The organism is Psychromarinibacter halotolerans, assembly GCF_029168315.1.
GTDB classification, from domain to species: domain Bacteria; phylum Pseudomonadota; class Alphaproteobacteria; order Rhodobacterales; family Rhodobacteraceae; genus Psychromarinibacter; species Psychromarinibacter halotolerans.
The window spans coordinates 166,952-192,935 of the sequence record NZ_JARGYD010000008.1 but is presented as its reverse complement, the minus strand read 5'-3'; the positions used below and the strand labels follow the sequence as shown (position 1 = coordinate 192,935).

Annotated in this window: 23 protein-coding genes; 10 read left to right on the top strand and 13 right to left on the bottom strand. The window is 67.4% G+C overall.

Features of this window, described 5'->3' with window-relative positions:
* Position 1: 1 nt before the first annotated feature.
* Genes phnH through phnF form a run of 3 tightly spaced genes read right to left on the bottom strand, consistent with a single transcriptional unit; the run spans position 2 to position 1,748 of the window.
* Positions 2–568, bottom strand: coding sequence for a phosphonate C-P lyase system protein PhnH (phnH, locus tag P1K30_RS18845; protein WP_275634319.1), 567 nt, complete (start codon positions 566–568; stop codon positions 2–4).
* Entirely contained in the window at positions 569–1,018 is a 450-nt protein-coding gene (phnG, locus tag P1K30_RS18840; RefSeq protein WP_275634318.1) for a phosphonate C-P lyase system protein PhnG, read from the bottom strand.
* Positions 1,011–1,748: a phosphonate metabolism transcriptional regulator PhnF gene (gene phnF, locus P1K30_RS18835; protein ID WP_275634317.1), complete on the bottom strand. Its 738-nt coding sequence runs from the start codon at positions 1,746–1,748 to the stop codon at positions 1,011–1,013. The genes phnG and phnF overlap by 8 nt, the downstream gene beginning before the upstream one ends.
* 328 nt (positions 1,749–2,076) lie before the next feature.
* Between phnF and P1K30_RS18830 the strand changes: the two genes are divergently transcribed.
* Positions 2,077–2,946, top strand: coding sequence for an endonuclease/exonuclease/phosphatase family protein (locus P1K30_RS18830; RefSeq protein ID WP_275634316.1), 870 nt, complete (start codon positions 2,077–2,079; stop codon positions 2,944–2,946).
* Positions 2,947–3,051: 105 nt separating this feature from the next.
* A complete protein-coding gene (locus tag P1K30_RS18825; RefSeq protein ID WP_275634315.1) occupies positions 3,052–4,002 on the top strand; it encodes a zinc-binding metallopeptidase family protein in 951 nt (316 codons plus the stop codon).
* Here P1K30_RS18825 and P1K30_RS18820 read toward each other — a convergent pair.
* From P1K30_RS18820 to P1K30_RS18800, 5 genes are all read right to left on the bottom strand, one after another.
* On the bottom strand, positions 3,999–4,316 hold the full coding sequence (locus tag P1K30_RS18820; RefSeq protein WP_275634314.1) for a hypothetical protein: 318 nt from the start codon (positions 4,314–4,316) through the stop codon (positions 3,999–4,001). The two genes, P1K30_RS18825 and P1K30_RS18820, sit on opposite strands and share 4 nt — an antisense overlap.
* A gap of 177 nt (positions 4,317–4,493) precedes the next feature.
* On the bottom strand, positions 4,494–6,698 hold the full coding sequence (locus P1K30_RS18815; protein ID WP_275634313.1) for an NADP-dependent isocitrate dehydrogenase: 2,205 nt from the start codon (positions 6,696–6,698) through the stop codon (positions 4,494–4,496).
* 222 nt (positions 6,699–6,920) lie between these two features.
* Positions 6,921–7,967 carry a Gfo/Idh/MocA family protein gene (locus tag P1K30_RS18810; protein ID WP_275634312.1) on the bottom strand — a complete coding sequence of 349 codons (1,047 nt, stop codon included), beginning with the start codon at positions 7,965–7,967 and terminating at the stop codon, positions 6,921–6,923.
* A 342-nt stretch (positions 7,968–8,309) separates the two neighbouring features.
* Positions 8,310–9,383, bottom strand: a complete 1,074-nt coding sequence (locus P1K30_RS18805; protein WP_275634311.1) for a methylglyoxal synthase — start codon at positions 9,381–9,383, stop codon at positions 8,310–8,312.
* A gap of 4 nt (positions 9,384–9,387) precedes the next feature.
* Entirely contained in the window at positions 9,388–10,194 is an 807-nt protein-coding gene (locus P1K30_RS18800; protein WP_275634310.1) for a PfkB family carbohydrate kinase, read from the bottom strand.
* Between the two features lie 418 nt (positions 10,195–10,612).
* Here P1K30_RS18800 and P1K30_RS18795 point away from each other — a divergent pair, with 418 nt between their 5' ends.
* The 7 genes from P1K30_RS18795 (at position 10,613) to P1K30_RS18765 (ending at position 19,803) form a co-directional block, all read left to right on the top strand.
* Positions 10,613–12,241: a peptide ABC transporter substrate-binding protein gene (locus P1K30_RS18795; protein ID WP_275634309.1), complete on the top strand. Its 1,629-nt coding sequence runs from the start codon at positions 10,613–10,615 to the stop codon at positions 12,239–12,241.
* Between the two features lie 167 nt (positions 12,242–12,408).
* Positions 12,409–13,332 (top strand): oligopeptide ABC transporter permease OppB, encoded by a 924-nt coding sequence (gene oppB / locus P1K30_RS18790; protein WP_275634308.1) that lies wholly within the window; start codon positions 12,409–12,411, stop codon positions 13,330–13,332.
* Between the two features lie 10 nt (positions 13,333–13,342).
* Positions 13,343–14,272: an ABC transporter permease subunit gene (locus P1K30_RS18785; protein WP_275634307.1), complete on the top strand. Its 930-nt coding sequence runs from the start codon at positions 13,343–13,345 to the stop codon at positions 14,270–14,272.
* Position 14,273: 1 nt separating this feature from the next.
* Positions 14,274–16,097 (top strand): ABC transporter ATP-binding protein, encoded by a 1,824-nt coding sequence (locus P1K30_RS18780; protein ID WP_275634306.1) that lies wholly within the window; start codon positions 14,274–14,276, stop codon positions 16,095–16,097.
* Positions 16,098–16,250: 153 nt separating this feature from the next.
* The gene (locus tag P1K30_RS18775; RefSeq protein ID WP_275634305.1) at positions 16,251–16,685 is read left to right on the top strand and encodes an META domain-containing protein; all 435 of its coding nucleotides are present in this window, start codon (positions 16,251–16,253) and stop codon (positions 16,683–16,685) included.
* A gap of 78 nt (positions 16,686–16,763) precedes the next feature.
* Positions 16,764–17,843 (top strand): cysteine synthase A, encoded by a 1,080-nt coding sequence (gene cysK, locus P1K30_RS18770; protein WP_275634304.1) that lies wholly within the window; start codon positions 16,764–16,766, stop codon positions 17,841–17,843.
* 106 nt (positions 17,844–17,949) lie between these two features.
* Positions 17,950–19,803, top strand: coding sequence for a tetratricopeptide repeat-containing sulfotransferase family protein (locus tag P1K30_RS18765; protein WP_275634303.1), 1,854 nt, complete (start codon positions 17,950–17,952; stop codon positions 19,801–19,803).
* A 73-nt stretch (positions 19,804–19,876) separates the two neighbouring features.
* On the opposite strand, the gene dtd is transcribed toward P1K30_RS18765, so the two are convergent.
* The 4 genes from dtd to P1K30_RS18745 all read right to left on the bottom strand — a co-directional run bounded on the left by dtd (position 19,877) and on the right by P1K30_RS18745 (position 23,934).
* Positions 19,877–20,320 (bottom strand): D-aminoacyl-tRNA deacylase, encoded by a 444-nt coding sequence (gene dtd, locus P1K30_RS18760; RefSeq protein WP_275634302.1) that lies wholly within the window; start codon positions 20,318–20,320, stop codon positions 19,877–19,879.
* Position 20,321: 1 nt separating this feature from the next.
* Complete coding sequence (locus P1K30_RS18755) at positions 20,322–21,242, bottom strand: carbohydrate kinase family protein (protein WP_275634301.1); 921 nt, start codon at positions 21,240–21,242, stop codon at positions 20,322–20,324.
* Positions 21,243–21,344: 102 nt separating this feature from the next.
* Positions 21,345–22,754 (bottom strand): hypothetical protein, encoded by a 1,410-nt coding sequence (locus P1K30_RS18750; RefSeq protein ID WP_275634300.1) that lies wholly within the window; start codon positions 22,752–22,754, stop codon positions 21,345–21,347.
* Positions 22,755–22,851: 97 nt separating this feature from the next.
* Complete coding sequence (locus P1K30_RS18745; protein ID WP_275634299.1) at positions 22,852–23,934, bottom strand: TFIIB-type zinc ribbon-containing protein; 1,083 nt, start codon at positions 23,932–23,934, stop codon at positions 22,852–22,854.
* 139 nt (positions 23,935–24,073) lie between these two features.
* Between P1K30_RS18745 and P1K30_RS18740 the strand changes: the two genes are divergently transcribed.
* A complete protein-coding gene (locus P1K30_RS18740) occupies positions 24,074–24,631 on the top strand; it encodes a hypothetical protein (RefSeq protein ID WP_275634298.1) in 558 nt (185 codons plus the stop codon).
* Between the two features lie 94 nt (positions 24,632–24,725).
* Here P1K30_RS18740 and P1K30_RS18735 read toward each other — a convergent pair whose 3' ends face one another.
* Complete coding sequence (locus P1K30_RS18735; RefSeq protein ID WP_275634297.1) at positions 24,726–25,856, bottom strand: SPFH domain-containing protein; 1,131 nt, start codon at positions 25,854–25,856, stop codon at positions 24,726–24,728.
* Positions 25,857–25,984 lie beyond the last annotated feature (128 nt).

Below are 25,984 nucleotides of genomic sequence, written 5' to 3'. Positions count from 1 at the left end.
ATCAGATCTCCGTGACGTGGGTGGACCGGGGCAGCGCCACCAAAGCGGCGCCATCGTGAAACAGCATCTCGATGCCCTGCGGATAGCGGTTCAGCGCCGCGCGGACGCGCCAGACCTGCGGGTCAAGCCCGCCAAGGCTCAGCCGCCGGGTGCCGTCGATGCCGGGTCCCGTCAGGTCCAGCGCCGGGCCTTGGCTGATCCGGGCAGGCGCGACGACCGTGGCGCCCTGATCGGGGTAAAGGCGGCTGCCGGTCTGCGCACGGGACAGCCGTTCCACCCCCTCGGCGCTGTCGAGCGACAGGAACAGGTGATCCGCAAGCTCCGGCGGAACCAGCGTGGCGCCGGTCATCGCCAGAACCTCGGCCAGATGCGGGCTGTCGGTCCAGACCCGGCACTCGCGGTCGATCAGCGCCTGCGCCAGCGGGCAGGCGCCCGCGTCGGGCAGGCCGTGGACCGTCCCGGGACGCGACAGGGCCGACAGCACGGCAAGGAAGGTCGCGTTGTCGCGCGCCTCGGCGGCGTCCGGCGCGGGGACGTTGGGATCGGACTGGGCAAGCGTGGCGGGCATTCAGAAGGTCTCCATGTCGACGCGGGTGGCCTCGATCCGGCGCAGGGTCTCGCGGTCTTCGTCCTCTTGCGCGGCGCGCTGGGCGGTGATGAAAGCGTGGATGCGGTCGGCGGCGATGCCGGATTGCAGCGCGGCGTCAAGCAGCGCCATCGCCATCGCGCGTTCCAGATCGCGGCCGATGACCATGCCGTAGCCCTCGGTGCCCTGATGCGGGCCCGGACCCGGCAGCCGGATATGCGCCTCGGCCACCAGCACCTCGCCAAGGTGGAACTCGGTGCCCTGCACCGGATCGCGCATCGGCAGCATCACAAGGCCGGTGCGGCTTTGGATCACGTCCAACTCGCCCAGCAGCGGCAGCACCGCCTCGGCCTCGGCCTTGAGCGCGGCGGCATCGGCGCGGGCCAGCACCGAAAGCAGCACGTCGTCAGGGTCTGCGGTATGGTCAAACATGGCGGGTCGGTCCTTTCGGAAGCGCGTGGTCAAGCGAGAAACGCACCCGTCCGGCGGACCAGATGCTTTCGGCGTAGCCGATGGGAAAACCGTCCGCGTCGGCGTCGATCTTCGAGATCACGACGACGGGCTGATCGGCGGGCTGCTCCAGCATCCGGGCCTCCCATTTCCGGGGCAGGCGGGCGTACAGCGCGGTTTCCTTCCGCACATAATCGGCCACGCCATGCGCGGCGTAGATCTCGGTCACCGACTCGCGCGCCAGCCGGCGACGTTCCAGATCGGGAAACCTGTCGTGCGGGTGGAAACTGCAGGTCAGCAGGATGGGGCGCCCGTCGGCCCGGCCCCGGGTGATCACCCGCGTGACGTCCGCGCCCTCGGCCAGCCCCAGCACCCCGGCGACCTCGGCATCGGCGGGCAGCACCTCGGCCGAGATCGTCTCGCCGCCCGGCACGACGCCCTGTCCCTGCAAGTTCTCGCGAAACCGGGTGCGGCTGCCGATCCGATAGGCGATGCGGGCGGGCTCGCGCACGAAGGTGCCGCGCCCCTGCTCGACGCTCAGCACGCCCTCCGCCGCCAGCGCCGCCACGGCGCGGCGCAGCGAATGGCGTCCGACGCCGATCTCGCGCTGCATGTCCGACTCCGGCGGCAACTGGTCGCCCTCTGCCAGCGCGTTCGCGGCAATCTCCGCGCGGATCCAGTCCCGCGCCCGCTCCCAGTTCGTCGTGTCCACGGTTTCGCCTCAGGGTCATTCATCCGAATGACTCCCTGCTAGGGGGCGAACCTTGCGCCGCAATGACAGCCGCATGACAGCCACGCGACAATCGCGGGCCGCCGCAGCCAACCCGCGCCCGCGACGGCGCCCTGTCACGCAACCGTCATCCACCGGCCCTATCGCACCACGACCCCCTCCCTGACCCTCCCCCGGTCCGGCAGAGGGACCCACCCGGCCGCAAGCGGCAGTTCATTGCTTCTTCTCTTCCGAAATACCTCGGGGGAGTCGCGCAGCGACGGGGGCAGAGCCCCCCCTGTCCCGGCCGGACACAAGGAAAGGACAGCGCATGAAATGCGTCAGCTACAACATCCAGTACGGCCTTGGCATGGACGGCCGGTACGATCTTGAACGCATCGCGGCCGAGGTGGCGGACGCCGACGTGATCGCGATGCAAGAGGTGGACCGCTTCTGGCAACGCTCGGGGATGCGCGACGCGCCCGCCGTGCTGGCCGACTGTCTGCCGGGCCATCACTACGTTTACGGCGCCAACCTAGACATGGACGCCAGCGTGACCGAGGCGGGCCGCATCCTGCACCGCCGCAAGCAGTTCGGGACGCTGATCCTGTCGCGCTGGCCGATCATCTCGTCGCGCAACTTCCCGCTGCCGAAGTTCGGCGACCGCAGGCACCATTCGATCCAGCAAGGGATGCTCGAAGCGGTGATCGACGCGCCGGGGATCGGGCCGGTGCGGATCTATTCGGTCCACCTGTCGCACCTGTCGCCGGCGATCCGCCTGCCGCAGGTGGCGCGGATGCGCGAGATCCTGACCGCCGCGCCATCGGAAGGCGGCGCATGGTGCGGCGGGCATCCCGACCCGTCTTCCGGTTGGCTGGAGGAACCCGAGCCGCCGATGCCGACACGCTGGATCCTGATGGGCGACATGAACTTCTTGCCCGAAAGCGCGGAATACGACGCGATGGTTGGCGGCATGGCACCCCGCTACGGGCGCTTGACCAACCGCATGGGCCCGCTGGACGCGTGGGTGCTGGCCGGGCACGACGAGGCCTCGGGTGTGACCTATCATGGCGGCGACGGGCGGATCGACCACTGCTTCGTGTCGGGCGACATGGCGGGGCTGGTGCGGTCGGCGCGGATCGACGACACCGCGCAGGGCTCGGATCACTGGCCGCTGTGGGTGGAGTTCGGCGCGCCCTAGCACCGGCCGGACGGCACCGCGCGCAAAAACCTCGCCTCGGCGCATCCGCCGCCCTAGATTGCCCCGGGCGCGCCCCGAGCGCGACCCCCGATACAGGACGGTTCCATGCAGGTCTTCCACTGCCCCGAGTGCAACGCGCAGGTCTGGTTCGACAACCTCGTCTGCCCGCAGGGCCATACGCTTCATTTCGACCCCGACAGCCAGCGCATGGTGCCGGCGGCGGATTGCAACTGGCGTGCGCAGATCGGCTGCAACTGGGCCGCCGACCCGTCCGGTGACGGCTATTGCCGGTCCTGCGCGATGACGCGGACGGTGCCGGACCTCGCGCTGGAGGACAACCTGCGCGACCTTGCCGCGACCGAGGCCGCGAAACGCTGGGTGCTGGCGGGGCTGCACCGGTGGGGCTGGTTCGGCTTTGCCGACGGCGGCGGCAAGCCGGTGTTCGATCTGGTGGCCGAGCAGACGTCCGACGGCCCCGCGCAGATCACGATGGGCCACGCCAACGGTGTGATCACGATCAACGTGGCCGAGGCAAGCCGCGCCGTGCGCGAGGCGCGGCGCGAGGATATGTCGGAACGCTATCGCACGATGATCGGCCACATGCGGCACGAGCTGGCGCATTTCCTGTTCGTCCGGCTGGCCGAGGACCCGCAGTTCCTGCAGGACTTCCGCGCCCTGTTCGGGGACGAGACGCAGGACTATGGCGCCGCGCTTCAGTCCCATTACGAGAATCCGGGGCAGGCTGGCCCGGACTTCATCACCAGCTACGCCACGGCCCACCCGCACGAGGACTGGGCCGAGACGGTGGCGCACCTGCTGCACCTGACGGATCTGGCGGACAGCGGTTGCGCCGTCGGTCTGCTGGACGGGCAGGACCCCTATGCCGAGCCGTCGACCAAGGAGTTGATCCACCGCGCGGCGGATTTCGCGATGCGGGTGAACCACGTCAACCGCGCGCTGGACCTGCCGGACCTGTATCCGTTCGTGCTGGGCGAGGGGGTGCGCGAGAAGCTGACGCTGGCGCACGGGTCACTGCGCCGGGCGGGTCAGGTCTAGCGGCGCGGGATCGAGAACACGATCCATCCGTCCAGCCGCGCCACCTCGCGCCCGCCGGTGGTGTAGGCGAACAGCCCCGGATCGGTGCCGGGCGGGCAGGCCACGAGGTCGGCCGCATCGTCAAGATAGGTGGCGGTGAAGGCGCTTTCGCCCGCGCGCAGGCACGGGTCGCCCGGGTTAGGATAGCCGGTCCCGAACAGCGCAAGTTCCGCCGGGCGGTCCGGGCCGCTGGGCGTGTCGTCTTCCATGTCGATGCAGCCGACAAGCGTGACGGATGCGACCGCAAGGCCGGTCATGGTGCGAAGCGTGGTCATGGTGGTGTCCCCCTTGTCCCGTGAAACGCGCGCCTATGCGGTCCACGGTCGCGCGGAAGTCGCGCGGCGCAAAGTCAAAAGTGACGCAGGGGAATTTATCGGTGGGGAACCGCCGGCGCCGTGGCGCCCGGTGCGGGTGTGTCCCCCGGCACCAGTGGCGCCGGGGGAGCGTCTTTATCAGCCGAAGATGGCGTTCAGCGTGGCCGAGGGGCGCATCACCGAGGACATCTTGTCCGCATCCGGGTGGTAATAGCCGCCGGTGTCGACCGGCTTGCCCTGTGCCGCCGCCAACTCGCCGGTGATCGCGGCTTCGCCGTCGGCCAGCGCCTTGGCGACCGGCGCGAATTTCTCGGCCAGCTCGGCGTCGTCGGACTGGGCGGCCAGCGCCTCGGCCCAGTAGCGGGCGAACCAGTAGTGGCTGTCGCGGTTGTCGGGCTCGCCGACCTTGCGCGACGGCGACCGGTCGTGGTCAAGGATGCCCTGCGTCGCCGCGTCCACCGCGTTGCCCAGAACGCGCGCCTTGGCATTGTCCTTGGCGTCGGCGAGGAACTTGAAGCTTTCGCCGAGTGCACAGAACTCGCCAAGGCTGTCCCAGCGCAGGTGGTTTTCCTCGTCCAGCTGCTGAACGTGTTTCGGGGCCGAGCCGCCGGCGCCGGTTTCGAACAGGCCACCGCCCTGCATCAGCTTCACGATCGACAGCATCTTGGCCGAGGTGGCCAGTTCGAGGATCGGGAACAGGTCGGTCAGGTAGTCGCGCAGCACGTTGCCGGTGATGGCGATGGTCGACTCGCCCTTCGTGATCGTCTCCAGCGAGGCGCGGGTGGCTTCGCGGGGGGCCATGATCTCGAACTTGTCGGCGACGCCCTTGGCTTCGAGGATCGGCTTCACCATCGCGATCAGCTGCGCATCGTGGGCGCGGGTCTCGTCCAGCCAGAAGATCGAGCGGTAGCCGGTCGCTTTCTGGCGGTCGATGGCAAGGTTCACCCAGTCCTCGATCGGTGCCTTGCGGGCCGAGGCAGAGCGCCAGATGTCACCGGCTTCGACCTTGTGCGAATGCAGCACGGTGCCGTCATCCAGCACCATCTTCACGGTGCCGTCTTCCGGGATCTCGAAGGTGGTCGGGTGGCTGCCGTATTCCTCGGCCTTCTGCGCCATCAGGCCGATGTTCTGAACGGTGCCGGCGGTGGCGGGGTTCAGCTTGCCGTTGGCTTTGAAGAACTCGATCGACTCGTCGTAGACCGGCGCATAGCTGTTGTCCGGGATCACGCAGACCGCGTCGTGTTCCTTGTTGTCCGGGCCCCAGCCCTTGCCGCCAGCGCGGATCAGCGCGGGCATCGAGGCGTCGATGATGACGTCCGAGGGGACGTGCAGGTTGGTGATGCCCTTGTCCGAGTTCACCATGTACATCGGCGGACGCGCGGCACGGCAGTCTTCGATGGCGGCCATGATCTCGGGCTCGTCCTTGACGCGGTCCAGCAGCGCGCCGAGGCCGCCGTTGGGGTTCACGCCCAGTTCCTTCATCTTGTCGCCGTAGGTGTCGAACACCGGCTTCAGCCATTCCTTCACCGCGTGGCCGAAGATGATCGGGTCAGAGACCTTCATCATCGTGGCCTTCATGTGCAGCGAGAACAGAACGCCCTCGGCCTTCGTCTTCTCGATCTCTTCGGCAAGGAAGGCGTCCAGCGCCTTGGCCGACATGAAGGTCGCGTCGACGACGGTGCCCGCGGGGTACGAGACGCCCTCTTTCAGCACCGTTTCACCATCGGCGGTCTCCAGCACGATCTTGGCGGTCGCGGCGCCGTCCAGCGTGGCCGACACTTCGTTCGAGAAGAAGTCGCCGCCGGACATGGAGGCGACGCGCGTCTTGCTGTCCTTGGACCAGTCGCCCATGCGGTGCGGGTTGGCCATCGCGTAGTTCTTGACGGCGGCGGCGGCACGGCGGTCGGAGTTGCCTTCGCGCAGAACCGGGTTCACCGCCGAGCCTTTGATGCCGTCATAGCGGGCGCGGACCGCCTTTTCCTCGTCGGTCGAGGGTTCATAGGGATAGTCGGGCAGGGCGTAGCCTTGCGCCTGAAGCTCTTTCACGGCGGCGACCAGCTGCGGCTCGGACGCCGAGATGTTCGGCAGCTTGATCACGTTGGCCTCGGGGGTTTTCACCCACTCGCCCAGCCACGCAAGATCGTCCGATTGCTTCTGGTCGTCGGTCAGCACGTCCGGGAACGTTGCGATGATACGGCCGGCCAGCGAGATGTCGCGCGTGTCGACGGTGACGTCGGCCGCGTCGGCGAAGAACCGGATGATCGGCAGCAGCGAGGCGCTGGCACGCTCCGGCGCTTCGTCTACCGTGGTATACACAATGTCTGGTTGCTTTGCGTCGGCCATTGTCGAAAGAGCCCTTCCTGTCAGATTGAAAGCAGAGGCCTGCGTGCGCCGCACCCTTCATGGGCGGGGCCGCGGCCCGGTGATCCCCGAGATAATCGTTGGCTTTCGCCTAGACGATGACGGGCTTCTGATCAACCGGGCAAAGGCGCGCGGGGGCCCCGAGCGCCGGGTTTTGCCGGGCCCCGGCCCGGTTCAGCCCAGTTCAGCCCAGTTCAGCCGGCTTCAGCCCAGTTCGGACAGCGCGACGGCGCAACCGGTCGAGGCCGACCGCTTGATCGCCTCGACCACGCGCATGGTGCCCAGACCGTCCTCGGCGCTGTTGATCGGGGCGATCTCGCCCCGTGCGACGGCGCCGAAATGTTCCAGCTGCCCGATATAGGCGTCGCCGTCCGGGTGCGGCAGCGTGGTGCGGGACATCTCGGTGGTCCAGTCGGGGATTCCCGGGTGACGCCACAGCGACAGGTCGGGCAGCGACAGCGCCGCCTTGGTGCCGGAATAGGCGTGGCAGATCGTGTCGTGCGCCGGGAAGCGGGCAAGGTTCTCGCCCGCCGTGACGTCCCACGACCACGGACCGGCGCCCGCGTCGGACTGGGTGATCGTGGCGATGCCGCCGCGTTCGAAGGTCAGGATGGCGGCGGCGGTGTCCTCGACCGGGCGACCGCCCCGCAGGTCCGAGGTGACGGCCGAGACGCTGGCGACCTCTCCGAAGAAATGCCGCAGCAGGTCGATCTCGTGCGTGGCGTTGATCAGCAGCGGGCCGCCGTGGCCCGGCTTCACGCGCCATGCGACGAAGTAGGGGTCGGGCTTGGTCAGGGTGCTGATCACGGTGGCTGTGACCAGATCCCCGATCTCGCCCTGATCGATCGCGGCCTTCGCGGTCTGGATTATCGGGTTGTGGCGGCGGTGGTGGCCGACTAGCACCGGCACGCCGGTGTCCTTCACCGCCTGCGCCAGTTCCGCGCCCTCGGCCAGCGTACCGGCGACGGGCTTCTCCATCAGGACGGGCAGGCCGGCCTTCAGGAACAGCAGGCCAAGCGGCAGGTGGCTGTCGTTTGGGGTCGCCACGACGACGGCGTCCGCCACACCGGCCGCAAGCGCGGCCTCGGCGTCTTCGAAGAACGGGACGCCCTTCGTTTCGGCCAGCGCCTTCGCTTCGGGGGCGGTGTCGACGATGGCCGACAGGGCCACGCCCTTTGCCGTGCCGAGCGTTTCGATATGGGTGCGTCCGATCACGCCGGCGCCCACGACCATGATCCTGAGATCGGTCATTTCCGGGAAGTCTCCTGTCTGAGTTCGCGCGCAGCCTACTGATCGCGCGCCGAAAGGAAAGTGCCGGGGTAAATCCGCCGTGATAACCCGCAAAATCGTGCGGTCGGGGGCCCGGAACGCATTTCCTGTATTGATGTTTTCGCCGTTGGAGTTACCTTGCTAGACAAAGGTGCGAAAGGCGCGGTACCCGCTTCGACGGGGCCGCGCCGATCTTTTTCCAGCCCCACGTACGCAGGGCGGCAAGCTTCCCCTACGACCATACCGATCCAGATCGCGTCCGGCGGCACGCCGTGGCTGTCGACTATCGTATGACGTAGCGTCAAATATTGGTCGCAGCCCGGCTTAGTCTTCCTGCATCAGCAGGGCCGATGCCAGCAGGTCGGCAGACCCCGGCGACAGGGCCAGCGGCGTGTCGTGCAGCATCGCCAGCCGGGTCAGCGCCTGAAGGTCGGCGTCGCCGCCGTGGGCGATGGTTGGGTCGGCGAAGAAGATCACTGCATCCAATTCTCCCGTGGCCACAAGCGCGCCAAGCTGCTGGTCGCCGCCCCGCGCGCCGCGCTGCAGGCGGCGGACGGTCAGCTCGGGCGCGATCTCGGCCACCATGCGCCCGGTGCCGCCGGTACAGACCAGCCGATGCCCGGACAGGGCGCGGGCATGGCGCTGTACCCATGCCTTCAGGTGCGACTTGCGCGTATCGTGCGCCACCAGCGCCAGCCGCCTTGGCGCGGTGGACCGGGCGCGGGCGCGCCGCGTGATGTCGAGGATCGCCCGAACCTGCGCGACAAAGCCGCGATCCTCGGCGGGGAACGCCTCGGCCAGGGCGGCGGTGCCGACGGTGAATCCTGCGGCCCCGGCCTGCGCGGCGGCGAACACGCGATCAGCGCTGTCGATGCTGCCCGCCATGATCACCGGCTTGTCGATGCCGCCGCAGACCTGCGCCATCAGCCCGGCGACGTCGCCGTCGAACCGGTAGGCCAGCAGGTCCAGCCCGTGCACATGTTCCAGCTCCGCCAGCGCGCGGGCACTGTCCGCGATGGCGCTGGCGGGTCCTTCCAGCACGCTGGGGTGTCCGACGATGCGGCCCGGGAAGGGATAATACCGCAGCGGATGATCGCGGGTGATGGTCGTCACGGCCTCGGCCCGGGTGCCGCCCAGCAGGCAATCCACGTCCAGCCCGACCGCCGCGCGGGCGGAGGCCAGTTCGCTGTCCTCGTCAAGGCTGACCACCTCAAGATAGCTGCGCCCGCCCGCCGCGCGGATGCGGTCGGCAAGGTCCTGCAACTCGGTCAGCGGCAGGCCCACGTCCTTGAACCCGATATGTCGCGCGCCGCCTTCCAGCGCCTCGTCCAGCCGTCGCTTGGCGTCGGGGATGGTGCGGTCGTTCTCGGTCAGCATCAGGATGAAGTCGAACGCCATGCGCCTAGGTCTCCGTTCCGGTTATATGAGTATGGGTCAGGGGGGCGGCGCCGGTCCAGTCCGCTGCCGTCTCGGCGATGCGCAGGTGGTCGGCGCCAAGGCTGGCATCGATCAGCGCCTGCAAATGCCCCATCGCCTGCGGCAACGGCACCCCCGCCGCCACGAGGGCCGAGAACACGTCGCCCACGCCGTTCGGCACCCCATCGCGGTGCGGGGTGGCGAACAGGGTCGCGTCGCCGCTGTCCAGCACCCCGGTCTGGCCGTCGCCCGCCGGGGCAGAGGTGACAAGCACGCGCGGGCCAAGGCGCGGGCCAAGCGTGCGGGCGGCGGACAGCGCCTGCGCCACGCTGCCCACGTCCTGCCCCGTCAGCCACGACAGTTCGAACGCGTTGGGGGTCACGATGTCGGCGCGGGGAACAAGGTCATCGCGGATCGCCCGCGCGGCATCCTCTGCGATGTACAGACCCTTGGGCGCGTCGCCCAGCACCGGGTCCACGACCTTGCGGGCGTCGGGCAGGTCGTCCAGCAGGCGTACCGCCAGGGCGACGTGGTCCGCTGTCGGAAGATAACCGGTCAGAACCGCGTCCACATCCCGCAGCCAGCCATTCGCCTGCGCCGCGTCGGCCATTGCCGCGATCTGGTCGACCGGCACCCGCGCGCCGGCCACATGCGGCCACGCCGCGTGGTTCGACAGGACCACGGTCGGCAGTTGCGTGACCCGGTGGCCCAGCGCCTGAAGCACCGGCGTCGCGGCGGACAGGCCGACATGGCCGTGCGCGACCCAGCTGGACAGAATCAGGATATGCGCCATGTGCGGCTCCGGTGGGATTTTCGCGGGCTTTTGCGACAGATAACAGGCCCCGCGCGGATTGCCAGCCACGCTGTCTTGCGGCGCCGAACGGCAATTTATCGCGAGGTCCCCGGCGTCATGACGCGACGTTTTGAACGAACGCGATTCGCGGAATGGTTGTTTCCAGCCGGGCGGCGAGTGTTCGCGGATTGCGAGTAAATTCAGGCAGTTGCTTAATAATTGACCTGTCGTCAGATCTTCCGTTGCGGCACCGTGCGGCCGCCACCGCCGCCTGCAGAACGCCGCCGATGGGGGTGGTCCGCCCTTGGGCACGGGTTGCCGGTGCGTTCGACTCCGTTAAGATCGATCCATCCAAAAACCGTGCGGCGGTCCCTGACGGAAACAAGGGACCGGGCACGAACAAGGGGAGACCAATTCCATGAAGATCGTTACCCGGGCAACGCTCTCGGCGCTGCTGTCTACTTCGATTCTGGCCGGCGCCGCGCTGGCGCAGGACACGCATCCGGAAACCGGCGAGCCGCTGGCCGCCGACCAGACCTTTACCTACCGCGTTCTGGACGAGCATAGCTCGGTCGATCCGCAGGTGGTCGAAGACGTGTCGGGCTCGGAAATCGTGCGCGACCTGTTCGAAGGCCTGATGAACCAGGACGAGAATGGCGAACTGGTTCCCGGCGTGGCCACCGGCTACGAAGTCAGCGACGACAAGCTGACCTACACGTTCTCCCTGCGCCCCGAGGCGGTGTGGTCGAACGGCGATCCCGTCACCGCGAACGATTTCGTCTTTGCGTGGCGCCGTGCCGCCGACCCGGCGCTTGCCTCGCCCTACCAGTGGTTCATCGAACTGATGTCGCTTGAGAACGCGTCCGAGATCGTTGCGGGCGACATGGCCCCCGAAGAACTGGGCGTGACCGCGGTGGACGACCACACGCTTGAGGTCCGCCTGACCTCGCCGCTGCCGTACTTCCCGTTCATGACCACGCACGCGACGACCTTCCCGGCGCCGCAAAGCGTCGTCGAGGAATTCGGCGCCGACTGGACCCGGCCCGAGAACATCGTGTCGAACGGCGCCTATGTGCTGACCGAGCACCTGCCGAACGAACGGTCCGTGCGCGAGCGCAACGAGATGTACTGGGACAACGAGAACACGATCATCGACAGGGTCGTGGCGCTGGTCATCAACGACGAGAACGTCGCGCTGACCCGTTACATGGCGGGCGAGCTTGACCGCACCGAAGTCCCGGCTGGTCAGTTCCCGCGCCTGTCCGAGGAATACCCCGAAGAAGCGATCAGCTTCCCGCGTCTGTGCAACTACTATTACACGTTCAACCTGTCCGACAGCGGCCCCGAGGCCTTCAAGGACGTGAACGTGCGCAAGGCGCTGGCGCTGGCCGTGGACCGCAAGATCATCGTCGAGAACATCATGGCCGGCGGTCAGCCCGAGGCCTACACGTTCACCCCGGCTGCCGTTGCGGGCTTCGAGCCTCCGGCGACCGAGATGGCCGGCATGTCGCAGGCCGACCGTGACGCCATGGCGCTGGAACTGCTGGCCGAGGCTGGCTATGGCCCGGACAATCCGCTGACCTTCGAGATGATCTACAACACCTCGGAAGCGCACGAGAAAGTGGCCGTCGCCCTCAGCCAGATGTGGAAGCAGAAGCTGGGCGTCGAGGCGACGCTGGCCAACATGGAGTGGAAGGTGTTCCTTGAAGAGCGGGGCAACCAGAACTTCGAACTGGCCCGTGGCGCATGGTGCGGCGACTACAACGAAGCATCCACCTTCCTCGACCTGCTCGACAGCGCGTCGGGCTACAACGACGGCAAGTACGCCAACGAGACGTACGACGGCCTTCTGGAAGACGCGAAGACGGCGGACGACACCACGCCGCTTTACACCGAAGCCGAACAGATCCTGGCCGCCGAAATGCCGGTGATCCCGATCTACCACTATGCTGGCGTCTACATGATGGACAGCGACGTGGGGAACTGGCCGGTGAACAACGTCGAACAGAACTGGTACTCCAAGAACCTGTACAAGATCGCCGAGTAACGTCGCGATCCAAGATGCGGCGCCCGCGTGGGCGTCGCATGGCTTATCCGTACCGGGCCTGACCGGGGACCACGTGCCGATGCCGCCCGACGGGCCATCCGCGCCAAGGTCCCGGCGCAGGGCCGGGACGGGGTCTTTCCGCAAGCGCCGGTGACACGAAAACCCACATGACCGCCTATATCATCCGCCGTCTCCTGATCGCGATCCCCACGCTATTGCTGCTGGTCGTCGCGTCCTTCTTCCTGATGCACACCGCGCCGGGCGGTCCGTTCACGTCGGAACGGCCTTTGCCGCCGGAGGTGCTGGCCAACATCGAGGCGCGCTATGGCCTTGATCAGCCGCTGTGGAAGCAGCTTTGGGACTATCTGACCAACATCGTCCTGCATTTCGACTTCGGCCCGTCGTTCCGGTTCAAGGACCGCGACGTGAACGACATCATCGCGCAGGGCTTCCCGATCTCGCTGACCTACGGGTCGCTGGCCTTCGTCGTCGCCTCGGTCGTGGGCATCGCGCTGGGTATCGCCGCCGCGATCCGCCACAACAGCTGGGTCGACTATTTCGCCGTGTCGCTGGGCATCGCCGCGCAGGCGCTTCCGAACTTCATCATGGGTCCGATCCTGATCCTGACCTTCACCCTGTGGCTGGGACTGCTGCCCGGCGGCGGCTGGAACGGCGGTCAGTGGGAATACCTGATCATGCCCGTCATCGCGCTGTCGACCAGCTACATGGGCAACATCGCCCGGATCACCCGGTCGTCGATGCTGGAGGTCCTGAACTCCAACTTCATCCGCACCGCCCGGGCCAAGGGCCTTCCCGCCCGCACCGTGATCTGGCGGCACGCGCTGAAGCCCACGCTTCTGCCGGTGATTTCTTACCTTGGCCCCGTGTTCGTCTACGTGCTGACCGGCTCGGTCTTCGTGGACCTGTATTTCTCGACCGGGGGGCTGGGGCAATCCTATGTCAGTTCGGCGCTGACGCGGGATTACGCGGTGCTTCTGGGGGTCACCATCCTGTACGGCGGCCTCACCGTCGTGGTGAACCTTGCCACCGACCTCGCCTATGCGTGGTTCGACCCCAAGATCCGGTACTGAGGAGACGCGCGTGTTTGGCAAATCCGAACGGGCCGAGGAACTTGCGGCCGACATCACCGATTTCACTGCCGTCCGGGGCCGGTCGCTGTGGCGCGACGCGATGGACCGCTTCCTGCGCAACAAGGCGGCGATGGCGTCCGTCTTCGTGCTGGGACTGATCGTTCTGTTCGTGATCTTCGGGCCGCTGGTCGCGCAGTGGTCGAACGAGGAAATCGACTGGAACCGCATGGGCGACATCAGGGGGCAGGGGATGCCCTCGGTCGAGACGGGGCATTACTTCGGTCTCGATGATCTTGGCCGCGACCTGTACAGCCGCGTGATCCAGGCGACGCGCACGTCGCTGCTGGTGGGGCTGATCGGCGCCGCGATGGCGCTGCTGGTGGGTACCGCCTATGGTGTGATCGCCGGGTTCTACGGCGGCCGCCTCGACAGCGTGATGATGCGCTTCGTCGACATCCTGCTGGCGATCCCGCTGACGCTGGTGCTGATCCTGATCCTTGTCATCGCGGGCCGGTCGTTCACCACGCTGTTCATCGCGCTGGGCGCCGTGTCCTGGCTGACCATGAGCCGCATCGTCCGGGGACAGACGCTGACCCTGAAGACCCGCGAGTTCATCGAGGCCGCCCGCGCCGGTGGCGTCAGCGAAGGCAAGATCATCTTCCGTCACATCCTGCCGAACCTGATGGGCGTGGTGATCGTCTATGCCTCGCTGCTGGTGCCCGAGATGATCCTTGCCGAGTCGTTCATCTCGTTCCTTGGCCTTGGCATCTCGGAACCGATGACCTCGCTGGGGCGGCTGATCGCGGAAGGGGCGGGCACGATGGCCTATGGCACCCTGTGGCAGCTTCTGTTCCCCTTGTTCTTCTACGTCACCATCATCATCACGATGTTCTTCATCGGCGATGGCCTGCGTGACGCGCTCGACCCGAAGGATCGCTGATATGTCGGTACTGAACGTCGAAAACCTGACCGTCAGCTTCGACACGCCCGATGGCGTGGTCGAGGCGGTAAAGGGCGTGTCCTTCCACATCGAGGCAGGCGAATGCCTTGGTATCGTCGGCGAAAGCGGATCGGGCAAATCGCAAAGCTTCATGGCCGCGATGGGTCTGCTGCCGCCGAACGGCCGCGCCACCGGGTCGGTGAAGCTGGAAGGGAACGAGATCCTGAACCTCCCGCCCGCGCGTCTGAACAAGGTGCGTGGCGCCGACGTGGGCATGATCTTCCAAGACCCGCTGACCGCGCTGACGCCGCACCTGCGGGTGGGCGAGCAGATGGCCGAGGTTCTGAAGGTTCACAAGGGCATGTCGGGCGCGGCGGCGCGGCGGCACTGCCTTGACTGGCTGGACCGCGTGCGCATCCCCGAGGCCGCGCGCCGGTTGAAGCAGTACCCGCACGAACTGTCGGGCGGGATGCGCCAACGCGTGATGATCGCGCAGGCGATGCTGTGCGACCCCAAGCTGCTGATCGCGGACGAACCCACCACCGCGCTGGACGTGACCGTTCAGGCCGAGGTGCTGGATTTGATCGCGGCGCTTCAGAAGGACCACGGCACCGCCATCGCCCTGATCACCCACGACATGGGCGTGGTGGCGCGGATGTGCGACCGGATCGACGTGATGCGCACGGGCGCCTTCGTGGAAGAGGGCGACGTGGGCGACATCTTCGCGAACCCGACCCACGACTACACCCGCCGCCTGCTGGACGCGATGCCCCGCATCGACGCCGGGGACGCGCCGGGCGTGAAAGAGGGCAAACCCATCCTGTCGGTCGACGACATGAAGGTGCATTTCCCGATCCGGGTCGAGGGCGGCATCTTTGGTCGCACCGTGCCGCTGAAGGCCGTCAACGGCGTCAGCTTCGACCTTGCCGAGGGCGAGACGCTGGGCATCGTCGGGGAATCCGGCTGTGGCAAGTCCACGCTGGCGCGCGGCGTGCTGCGCCTGATCGAGCCAACCGATGGCCGCGTCGCGTGGCTGGGCACCGATCTGACCGACCTTGACCGCAAACAGATGCTGGACGCCCGCAAGGACTTGCAGATCGTGTTTCAGGATCCGCTGGCCTCGCTTGATCCGCGCATGACGATCTCGGCCTCTATCGCCGAGCCGTTGAAGACCTTCCGCCCCGACCTGACATCGCGCGAGCGCAAGGAAGAGGTGCTGGCGATGATGGACCGCGTCGGGCTGGACCGGACGATGTTCAACCGCTACCCGCACGAACTGTCGGGCGGCCAGAACCAGCGGGTCGGCATCGCGCGGGCGATGATCAACAAGCCCCGCCTTATCATCTGTGACGAGGCGGTGTCGGCGCTGGATGTGTCGATTCAGGCGCAGATCGTGCAGTTGCTGAAGGAGTTGCAGGCCGAATTCGGCATGTCGATGCTGTTCATCAGCCATGACCTGTCGGTGGTCCGCGCGATCTCGAACCGGATCATGGTGCTGTACCTTGGCCGGATCGTCGAACTGGGCGACGGCGAGACGATCTGCGGCCAGCCGCTGCACCCCTATACCCGCTCGCTGATCTCGGCGGTGCCGATCCCCGACCCGCAGGTCGAACGCACACGCGAACGGATCCGGCTTCCGGGGGAACTGCCCTCGCCGTTGGACCCAAGGGCGGCGCTGCGGTTTCTGCCCAGCCGTCTGTCGGCGGGGCAGGTGGATTACGTGCCCGAATTGACAGAGGTCGCGCCCGGTCATTTCGTGGCCGAGCATGACCCGCTGGAAGTGATCATGGCGCAGGTTCCCGCCGCCTCGGCGCAGGTGGCCTGACCGCGACGTTCGCGGGAAACCGCGCGAAGGGTCGCCGACGCGGCGGAACGTGCGCCGGGGCACTAACGTCGGCACAAGGTGATGCCTATATCTGTCAGGGCCGGTCGCGGGTGTCGCGCCGGCCCTGATGCCATCGACCGAAGGGGCCCGCCCGTGAAACGCAACCTGAAACGCCTGACCGCCCTGTTCGCCGCTATCGCGCTTCCCGCTGGCGCCGCCGAGTGGCGCATCCAGTCCGTCAACGGGCTTCCCGCCGCGGGCGACGCGCAGATCGGTTTCACCGTCGCCGGAGAGATCGTGGGTAACACCGGCTGCAACGGATTTCAGGGCAGCGGTCGGTTCGAGGACGACAAGCTGCTGATCGAGCGGCCCATGGCGCTGACCCGGATGTTCTGCGAGGGCGAGGCGATCAATGCGCAGGAAGGCGCGATCCAGTCGCTTCTGAGCGGCGAAATCCTCGTGTCCTTCGACCCGTTCACCGATGCGGTTGTTCTGACCAAGGGCGAGAACGTGATGACGCTTGTTCTGGCCGACAACGGACCCGAGGAACAGGACAGCCCGCGAAACGCACCCCGGGCGGACAACTAGACCTCTTTTCTCCGGCAGGGTCCAACCGGCGGCCAGAGGTGTTACCTGTCATGCACCCGTTTTGACAGGAGGCCCGTCATGGCCGGAACCACCCGCTTTACCACCGAAGGCCGCGGCCGCGTCTACGACGACATTGTCCAGACCGTCGGCAACACGCCCGTCGTACGCATCAACTCGCTCGCCCCGGAAGGGGTCGAGCTGTACGTGAAGGCCGAATTCTTCAACCCCGCAGCGTCGGTGAAGGATCGGCTGGCGCTGGGCATCATCGAGGCCGCCGAAACGTCGGGCGCGCTGAAACCCGGGCAGACCGTGGTCGAGGCGACGTCGGGCAACACCGGCATCGGGCTGGCGATGGTCTGTGCCGCGAAGGGTTATCCGCTGGTCATCACGATGGCCGAAAGCTTTTCGGTCGAACGGCGGCGGCTGATGCGGATGCTGGGCGCGAAGGTCATCCTGACGCCCAAGGCCGAGAAGGGCTTTGGCATGTACCGCAAGGCGGTCGAACTGGCCGAAGCGAACGGCTGGTTCCTTGCCAGCCAGTTCGAGACCGTGGCCAACGCCGACATCCACGAGGCGACCACGGGCCGCGAGATCATCGCGGACTTCGAAGGCCGTCGGCTGGATTACTTCGTCACCGGCTACGGCACCGGCGGTACGGTGACGGGCGTGTCCCGCGTGCTGCGGCGCGAGCGGCCCGAGACGAAGATCGTCCTGTCGGAACCCGCGAATGCGCAGCTGGTCGCCTCTGGCATCGCGCAGGACCGCACCGACAGCGGCCAGCCCGCCGCCAGCCACGGCGCGTTCGAGCCGCACCCGATTCAGGGCTGGACCCCGGATTTCATTCCGCTGGTTCTTCAGGAAACGCTGGATGCCGGGAACTACGACCAGCTTCTGCCGGTCGCGGGGACCGAAGGGATCGAGTGGGCCCGCAAGCTGGCGGCGCAGGAAGGCATCCTGACCGGCGTGTCCGGCGGGTCGACCTTCGCCGTGGCGATGAAGGTGGCACAGGATGCCGCGCCGGGTTCGGTCATCTTGGCCATGCTGCCGGACACGGGCGAGCGGTATCTTTCGACCCCGCTGTTCGAAGACATCCCCTCCGAAATGTCCGAGGCAGAGCAGGAAATCTCGCGCTCGACCCCCGGCTACCAGATGCCGTAACGGGACACCGAGCCAGGTAAGTCATTGCCCCGCGCCGGTCGATTGACACCGACCGGTGCGCGGGTACGGTTACGGCTGTAATTCCGACTTGAAGGCGCCGTTCAGCATGACCGATTTCTCCAACCTGGCCGATGCGAAACAGCCGTCCGAGACGCCGGAGGCGCGCGCCAACGAGACCTTCCGCCGGATCAAGCAGCATCAGGCCGCTGGCCGCCACGACGCGGCGATGGTCCTGCTGGACGACCTGTTGCAAGAGCATCCGGGCAACATCCGGCTGCAACACTACAAGGGTATGAACCTGATCCTGATGGGCCGCAAGGACGAGGGGCGCGCCATCATGGAAGCGGCGCTTGCCATGGCGCCCGAGGATCCGCTGCAGCTGTGCGACCTTGCCAGCCACCTTGCCGAGAACGGCGAACTGGACAAGGCGACCGAATATTTCGAGACCGCCGTCGAGGTGGCGCCGGACTATGCCATCGCCCGGTCGAACCTTGGAGCCGCGCTGGTGCTTCAGGAAAAGTTTCAGCCTGCGATCCGCCATCTTGAACGCGCCATCGCTTTGGACAGCTCGCTGATCGACGCGCACACCAACCTCGCCACCGCCTTCATGCGGACGCACCAGTACGACAAGGCGATTGACGTGCTGTTCCGCGCGCTTGCGATCAACCCGCAAGCGGTCGGGGCGCATATCTCGCTGGCGGGGGCGCTGCTGCGGCGCGAACGCTACGAAAGCGCCGAGCACCACGCCCGCCGCGCGTTGGAACTGGCGCCGAACGCCCCCGAGGCGGCGCTGCACCTTGGCAACGCGCTGGCGTCGTCTGGCAAGATGGAAGAGGCCGCCGAGGTTCTGCTGAAGGTGGCGCGCGGCCCGGTGATGCCGCTGGCGGCGCTGTCGCGGCTGATCCACCTGCGCAAGACCACCGCAGACTCGCCCGAGCAGGCGCTGCTGGCCAGCGCGCTGCGGCAGGAAGACAAGCTGACCACGGAACAGAAGGCGACGGTGCATTTCGCCGCCGGCAAGGCGTTCGACGACCTCGGCGACTATGCCACGGCCTTTGCCCACTTCCGCAAGGCGAACGACATCAACAAGGAAATCCACCCCTTCGATCCGGTCGCTGCGGCAGAGCGGGCCGACCGGGTCCTTGAATTCTGCTCTCCCGACCTGATGACCCGCTGCGCCGGTGGCGGCCTGTCGGAAACCGCGCCGATCTTTATATGCGGCATGCCCCGGTCGGGCACGACGCTGATGGATCAGATGTTCTCGCGCCATCCGAAGGTGCAGGCCGGCGGCGAACTGCGGGCTGCCGTGATGTCACTGGCCCGCAACCGTCGCCTGCGCGACGCGCTTGAGGAAAAGCTGCCCGACGCCGAGATCACCGCCGACGATTTCAGCCGGCTGGGCGAGGATTACGCCGCATCGGTGCATCAGGAAGGCATCACGTCCGAGTTCCACACCGACAAGATGCCCGCCAACTATCAGTATATCGGGCTGCTGGCCCTTGCGCTGCCGCGCGCCAAGTTTCTGGTGATGCGCCGGCATCCGCTGGACAACCTGCTGTCGAACTACATGCAGCACTTTGGCCGAAACCAGCCGTTCTCGACCGATTTCGCGCATCTGGCGTCGGTCTACGCGTCGTTCGACAAGGCGGCGACACACTGGGCCAGCGCCTTGCCTGACCGCGTGCGCGAGGGGCATTACGAGGACGTGACCGCCGACCCCGAGGGCCAGATGCGCGAGGTGCTGGACTTCGTCGGGCTGGACTGGACGCCGGACGTGCTGGACTACAAGTCGTCGCTGCGGCAGGTGAACACCGCCTCGGTCAGTCAGGTGCGCGAGCCGATCTACCGCCGCGCGGTGGAACGCTGGCGGCGCTATGGCCCGGCGCTGGAACCGATGGCGCGCGAATTGCGCGGGTTCCTGACCGCCGAGGAACTGGCGGCCTGCGGCGTGACGGACTGATCGCTTAAGGCGTGCCGGACAAACTTCTCTGGCAAAGCATGCCGCACGCGATTTTGCAGAAAATCCCGTGGCTTCAGGCGTCGGTGTCCATCCAGATCGTGATCGGGCCGTCGTTGACCAGACTGACCTTCATGTCGGCGCCGAAGCGGCCCGTCGCCACCGGCACGCCCTGCGCCTGCACCTGCGCCGCGAAATACTCGTACAGCCGCTGACCGTCCGCCGGGGCGGCGGCGGTGGAAAAGCCGGGCCGGTTCCCGCGCGAGGTGTCGGCGGCCAGCGTGAACTGGCTGACCACCAGCGCCGACCCGCCAACGTCCAGAACCGAGCGGTTCATCTTGCCCGCGTCATCCTCGAAGATGCGCAGCTTGGCGATCTTGGCGGCCAGCTTGTCGGCCTGCGCCTCGGTGTCGCCCTGCATGGCGCAGATCAGGATCAGCAGGCCCGGCCCGATCTCCCCGATCACCGCTCCCTCGACGCGCACGGCGGCGTCGGTCACCCGTTGGATCAGCGCCCGCATGTTACAGCTCGTTTTCCCACGGCGGGTTCGCCCCCGCGCGGCTGACGGTGACGGCGGCGGCTTTCACGCCCAGCGTCAGCGCGTCCGTCAGCACCCGGTCGTCAAGATCGGCCAGCGCCGCCTTGGTCAGCACCCCGGCCTTCGACAACGCCGCAAGAACGCCCGCGTTGAACGTGTCGCCCGCGCCGACGGTATCGCCCACCTCGACCTTCGGGGCGGACACGCGAACCTCGCCAGACGCGGTGACACCCAGCGCGCCCTTCGCCCCTTCGGTGATGCAGACCACCTTCGGCCCCATCTCCAGCACCTTGCGGGCCAGCGCGCCGGTGTCGCCGTCGCCCATGATCCACTCCAGATCCTCGTCCGATACCTTCACGATGTCCGACAGCGCCATCATCCGCTGAACCCGGTCGCGATAGGCGGCCTCGTCGGTGATGAACCCGGTGCGGATGTTCGGGTCGATCATGATCACGCGATCCTCGGCCTCGCGGGTGGCAAGCGCCTCGAACGCGCTGCCGCAGGGCTCGCTGACAAGGCTGATGCCGCCGAAGAACAGCGCGTTGATGTCGTCCCCCACCTCGGGCAGGTCGTCCGGCGTCATCATCCGCATCGCGGTACCCTCGTCGTAGAAGGCATAGGTTGCCTGCCCGTCGACCAGCCGCACGAAGGCCAGCGTGCAGGGGCGGTCCACCGACGGCAGATAGCCGGTGTCGACCCGGCTTTCGGACAACGCGTTCTGCAACATCTCGCCGAACATGTCCTTGCTGACACCGCAGTAAAAGCTGGCGGGCGCGCCTAGCCGTCCCAGCGCGATGGCGGTGTTGAACACGGCACCGCCGGGGTAGGGCGCGAACGCCTCTTCTCCCTGTTCGGAGGTCCGTGGCAGCATGTCGATCAGGGCTTCGCCGCAACAGAGGATCATCTTGGTCGCTCCAGTCTCTGGCGCCGGTCGGCGCCGGCGGTCTTGGGGTTCTGACGGTCTAGCCGGGCTTGCGCCGGGCCGCAATCGTCGCGGGGTGGCCCGCTACCAGAGTGCGGCGAAGATCAGCGACCACGCCGACAGGATCACGCCTGCCAGCGCAATATAGAGCCCGTTCCACACAAGTCCCACGTGCCGCGGGCTGACATCGCCGAAGGCGCCGATCAGCAGGGTCGTGGCCGTGTAAGGCGAACTGGCGCCCGAGATCGCCCAGCCCGCGGTGATCGCGACGATCAACTCGGGCGCGGTCAGGCCCAGCGCCTCGGGGGCGGGCAGCACCGGCGCCACCAGCGACACGGCAAGGATCGGGTTCATGCCGATCTGTCCGGTCAGCGGAATGCCCCAGACGAAGGCCAGCAGGATCACCCACGACGGCACCACCGTCAGGTCCAGTCCCGACGACTCCATCACCGGGGCCAGCAGGCGGCTGCCCACGGTTCCGATGAATCCCGCCATCATCAGCAGGACGATCTCGCCGCGATAGCGGGACAGGTCGCCCGACAGGTACAGCCCGGTGCGGCGCGCCAGTTCGGCGACGCGGTTGCCCTGCGACTGGATCAGGATCCATCCCGCCGACAGCAGCGGCACCACCAGCATCACCACGCCCACCGCGCGAATGCCGGTCGCCAGCGCCAGCGAGCCCACCGACAGGACCAGGATCGTCAGCAGCACGATCAGCGGGCGCATCGCCGACCAGTTGTCGGTCGACGGTTTGCGCGGCGGCAGCGCGGTCGACAGGCGCGGCTTGAAGATCGTGTCCAGCGCCCAGCCCAGACCAAGAAGGATCAGGCCGCTGATCGCGCAGGGCAGCACCGAGTTGCCCCAGCTTGCCCCCGGCACCAGCGATGTCGAGATTGCAACCGCGAAGGACAGCGGCGACCACGGCAAGGACGAGATGAAGCCGCGCTGAATCGCCAGAAGCATCCGCCGGATCCGGTGCAGGCGGATCTCTTCGTTCGGCTCTTTTCCGGCACTGGCCAGCGACAGCCCGCCCAGCAGGGCGATGCCGCCATAGCTCAGCGGCAGCGCGAACAGGTGCCCCCCGGCGGTCAGCGCAAGGTAACGGCGGCCCGGCGGCTGCTCTGCGAGAAACCGGCCGCAGCGGGCGATCGACGCAGAGGTGTCCGCCGCGTGGCGCAGGGTGGTCAACGCGGTAAAGAAGGCGCCGATGAACGCGGCTTTCGCCAGCCCCTCGGCGATTTCGGACCGCCAGTCCCCATGCACCGCGGCGGCGGCGGCGGTCAGGGCAAGGCCCACGCCCACGAAGATCTTCCCGGTGCGCCCGACCCGCGCCACGTTCAGCGCAAGCGCCGCGCCCGCCAGCAGCACCGCGATGGTGCCCGCCAGCGCCGATCCGCCCCATTCCACGCCGATCACCGCCAGCGTCAGGCAGGCCATGACCGCGCCGGTCAGCGCGTCCGTCAGGGGATGGGATCGGGTGTCGTCGCCACGCAAGGTGTTCGGTCCGGCTGCAGGCGTCCGAAGGGCCTCGGGCGCGGGATGTCCTGCGCTCCTATCCCAAAGCGCCAGAAGGTGCCAGCTTGGCGGCCCGTTACTGGTTCTGCGCCACGAAGTAGCCCAACACCCCGGCCACGATCAGGCCAAGCACCACCGCGATGGCGATTTTCCAGGCGGACCAGGGCCGTTCGCCCTGCACCCGCCCGGTGCGCCCGTTGACCACGAAGCGATAGGTCTTGCCCCGGTACTTGTAGGCCGCAAGCCAGACCGGCAGCAGGATGTGCTTGAAGGTGATGTCGCGGATGTCGGTGTCGATCCCGTGGATTCGCTGCCGGTCGCCGCCGATGTCGAAGCGCACGTCGCGCTCGATCTGGCGGTCCATCCGCGCGCGCGCCTCGTGGAACCCCTCGTCCAGTTCGACCTGATAGCCCTCGGCCCGGAACCCGGCAAGATACTCGGGGCTGTAGGGCACCAGCGCGCTCAGGTCCCACGGCTCCAGCCCGTCGGTGTACCGCTTGGGCAGCGACTTCGAGGCCAGCACCAGCACGTCGTCGAAGAACCGCGCCACGCGGCCGGATTTCGGAGACCAGCGCACGCGCGGCTCGCGCACCTGCTGGGTCTTGCCGTTCCGGGTGACGGTGCGGGTGACGTAATAGACGGTGCCCCGCTCGCCCCGATAGGCTGACGTGGTGTCGGCGTCGAAGGTCCAGTAGGGCACGTAGACGCCCTGCATCTTGCGTCCCTTGCGGGCGTATTCCTGCACCCCGTTCGGCGCGAACCACAACCGGCCCAGCCAGTCGGTCATCGCCTTGCGCGCCGCGCCTTCCTCCAGCGCGAAGGGCAGCAGGCCGCGCGGCTTGATGTGCCGGTGCGTGCCGGTGTCGGTGACGACCGGGGTGGCGCAGAACGGGCATTCCTTGGAATGCACGGTGTCGTCGAACTCGACCTGTGCGCCGCAGTTCGGGCACTGCAGCACCCGGGTCTCTTCGATCTCGGCATCCGGCAGTTGCTTGTCCAGCGCGGCGCGGAAATCCAGCTCGCGGATCGCGGGACCGGTGTAGTGCTCCTCCAGCGGCTGCTCGTTGCCGCAATGATCGCACTTCAGGTTCCCCGCCACCGGATCAAAGCGCAGGTCGGCGCCACATTGGTCACAGGGGAAACGATGCTCTTCGGTCATGGAAATCTCCGCACGGGGTCGCGGCGCGACCGTAGCTTGCAACCGACGGGGAAGGAACCGTGATTTCCGCCGTGACGCGGGTTGCGCGGCGGGGCGCGGGGCCTATGGTTCTGAGCGACCGAAACCGACGGATGACCCGATGACGCAGCAGTTCCGCATCACCTGCGCCGCCGCGACCCTGGCGCTTGGCCTCGCCCCGGCGGCGGGCGCGCAAACCGTGACCTACAGCTTCGAATGGCCCGGCGGCGGCGGCTATGCAATGCGCGGCGCACTGTCGTTCGACGCCGCGCTGCTGGGCGAACAGATCGTGACCGAAGAGGACGTCGACTGCTTCGTGGTCGAGGGCACCCACGACGGCGCGCCGATCGGGCGCTGGGCGCTGGGAATGCTGACCGAAACGACGACCTGGACGATGACCTTCGACCCGGTGCTGGAACAGTTCGTGGTGTTCGGCCCGGGTGCGCCGATGCCGCAGGCGTGGAATATGAACGGCATCGGCACCGACTGCGGCCCCGACGGCTTCGGCTTCAACATCGGCAACGCGGCGCAGGACCTTTGCCTTGGCGGCGCGCTGCTGGTCGAAAGCCAGGTGCCGCCGACACGCCCCTTCCCGGCGGCGCGCGACGATGGCTTCAGCTTTCCCGCCGATGCCTGCCACGGCACGATGATCCTTAGCGCGCTGCCGCTGGCGGACTAACGCCGGGGCTTCTTCTCTTCGAAAATACCTCGGGGGAGTCTCCGCAGGAGACGGGGGCAGAGCCCCCATCTTCCCACGCGCAGCCCGATGCGGGTCAGATGCCCGGCGGCGGCGGGGGCGGCAGGATGGTGAACAGCTGCGCCAGTTCGCGCACATCCTCGGCCTTCATCCAGCCGTCCTGCCCGGCGGTCCAGACATAGCTTTCGCGCGTCAGGTCGCCCGCCGCGGCCATGCGGCCCAGCGACGCCTTCGAGAACGGGCCGGTCGTCTCGCCGTTCGCCGCGATGTGCCAGACCTTCTCGGCCGGGGGCGGCGGCGCGGGGGCGGCCTGGGGTGCGGGCTGCGCCTGCGCGGGGCGGGCGCCCCACGGACCCATTCCAGCGCCCATGTTCTGCGCCATCGCCAGCCCCATTCCGGCGCCCATCCCGGCGGCCATGCCGCCGCCTGCGGGGTTCTGCGCCGCGTGGGTCATCGCCTCTGCCGCCGAGAACTGGGTGAACTTGCCCAGATCGCCGACGACGCCCATCGAGGTGCGCTTGTCCAGCACCTCTTCGACCGCCGGGGGAAGCGAGATGTTCTCGATGTAGAACTCGGGGATCGACAGGCCGTACTCGCCCACGATGGGCGAGATTTCGGCGGCGATCATCTTGCCGAGGTCGGCGGTGTTCGCCGCCATGTCCAGCACCGGAATGCCCGAGCCCGCGATGGTCCGCGAGAATTCCTGCACGATGATGTTGCGGACCTGATACCCGATCTCGTCCATCGTGAACTCGCCGTCGGTGCCGACGATCTCGGTCATGAACTTCGCGGGGTCGGCGACGCGGACCGAGTAGGTGCCGAAGGCGCGGATCCGGGTCGGCCCGAATTCGGGGTCACGCAGCATGATCGGGTTCTTGGTGCCCCACTTCAGGTCGGTGAAGCGGGTGGTATTGACGAAGTAGATCTCGGACTTGAACGGCGACTTGAAGCCGTGGTCCCAGTGCTGCAGCGTCGTCATGATCGGCATGTTGTTGGTCTCGAGCATGTAGAGACCGGGGGTGAAGACGTCGGCCAACTGGCCCTCGTGGACGAAGACGGCGGCCTGTCCCTCGCGCACGGTCAGCTTGGCGCCGTACTTGATTTCATGGCCGTGGCGTTCGAACCGCCAGACCATCGTGTCGCGGGTGTCGTCCACCCAGTGAATGACGTCGATGAATTCGCCGCTGAGAAAATCGAAGATGCCCATGCAAACCTCCAAGGCCCTGTTGTCAGCGGTGTAGCAAACGGGGGCCGGGGCGGGAAGCGTGTTGCGGCGCGGCCAATTCGCCGAAGGTGGCGGAGGCGGCGGTGGCGGCTTGCCCTCGGACCGGTCGC

Excerpts from the sequence above, each read along its gene's own strand:
- oppB (WP_275634308.1), top strand. The coding sequence starts at position 12,409 with ATGACCGCCTATATCATCCGCCGTCTCCTGATCGCGATCCCCACGCTA.
- P1K30_RS18825 (WP_275634315.1), top strand. The coding sequence starts at position 3,052 with ATGCAGGTCTTCCACTGCCCCGAGTGCAACGCGCAGGTCTGGTTCGAC.
- P1K30_RS18765 (WP_275634303.1), top strand. The coding sequence starts at position 17,950 with ATGACCGATTTCTCCAACCTGGCCGATGCGAAACAGCCGTCCGAGACG.
- phnH (WP_275634319.1), bottom strand. The coding sequence starts at position 568 with ATGCCCGCCACGCTTGCCCAGTCCGATCCCAACGTCCCCGCGCCGGAC.
- phnG (WP_275634318.1), bottom strand. The coding sequence starts at position 1,018 with ATGTTTGACCATACCGCAGACCCTGACGACGTGCTGCTTTCGGTGCTG.
- P1K30_RS18735 (WP_275634297.1), bottom strand. The coding sequence starts at position 25,856 with ATGGGCATCTTCGATTTTCTCAGCGGCGAATTCATCGACGTCATTCAC.
- P1K30_RS18815 (WP_275634313.1), bottom strand. The coding sequence starts at position 6,698 with ATGGCCGACGCAAAGCAACCAGACATTGTGTATACCACGGTAGACGAA.
- P1K30_RS18780 (WP_275634306.1), top strand. The coding sequence starts at position 14,274 with ATGTCGGTACTGAACGTCGAAAACCTGACCGTCAGCTTCGACACGCCC.
- P1K30_RS18740 (WP_275634298.1), top strand. The coding sequence starts at position 24,074 with ATGACGCAGCAGTTCCGCATCACCTGCGCCGCCGCGACCCTGGCGCTT.
- dtd (WP_275634302.1), bottom strand. The coding sequence starts at position 20,320 with ATGCGGGCGCTGATCCAACGGGTGACCGACGCCGCCGTGCGCGTCGAG.
- P1K30_RS18810 (WP_275634312.1), bottom strand. The coding sequence starts at position 7,967 with ATGACCGATCTCAGGATCATGGTCGTGGGCGCCGGCGTGATCGGACGC.
- P1K30_RS18820 (WP_275634314.1), bottom strand. The coding sequence starts at position 4,316 with ATGACCACGCTTCGCACCATGACCGGCCTTGCGGTCGCATCCGTCACG.
- P1K30_RS18800 (WP_275634310.1), bottom strand. The coding sequence starts at position 10,194 with ATGGCGCATATCCTGATTCTGTCCAGCTGGGTCGCGCACGGCCATGTC.
- P1K30_RS18795 (WP_275634309.1), top strand. The coding sequence starts at position 10,613 with ATGAAGATCGTTACCCGGGCAACGCTCTCGGCGCTGCTGTCTACTTCG.
- P1K30_RS18805 (WP_275634311.1), bottom strand. The coding sequence starts at position 9,383 with ATGGCGTTCGACTTCATCCTGATGCTGACCGAGAACGACCGCACCATC.
- P1K30_RS18830 (WP_275634316.1), top strand. The coding sequence starts at position 2,077 with ATGAAATGCGTCAGCTACAACATCCAGTACGGCCTTGGCATGGACGGC.
- P1K30_RS18745 (WP_275634299.1), bottom strand. The coding sequence starts at position 23,934 with ATGACCGAAGAGCATCGTTTCCCCTGTGACCAATGTGGCGCCGACCTG.
- P1K30_RS18755 (WP_275634301.1), bottom strand. The coding sequence starts at position 21,242 with ATGATCCTCTGTTGCGGCGAAGCCCTGATCGACATGCTGCCACGGACC.
- cysK (WP_275634304.1), top strand. The coding sequence starts at position 16,764 with ATGGCCGGAACCACCCGCTTTACCACCGAAGGCCGCGGCCGCGTCTAC.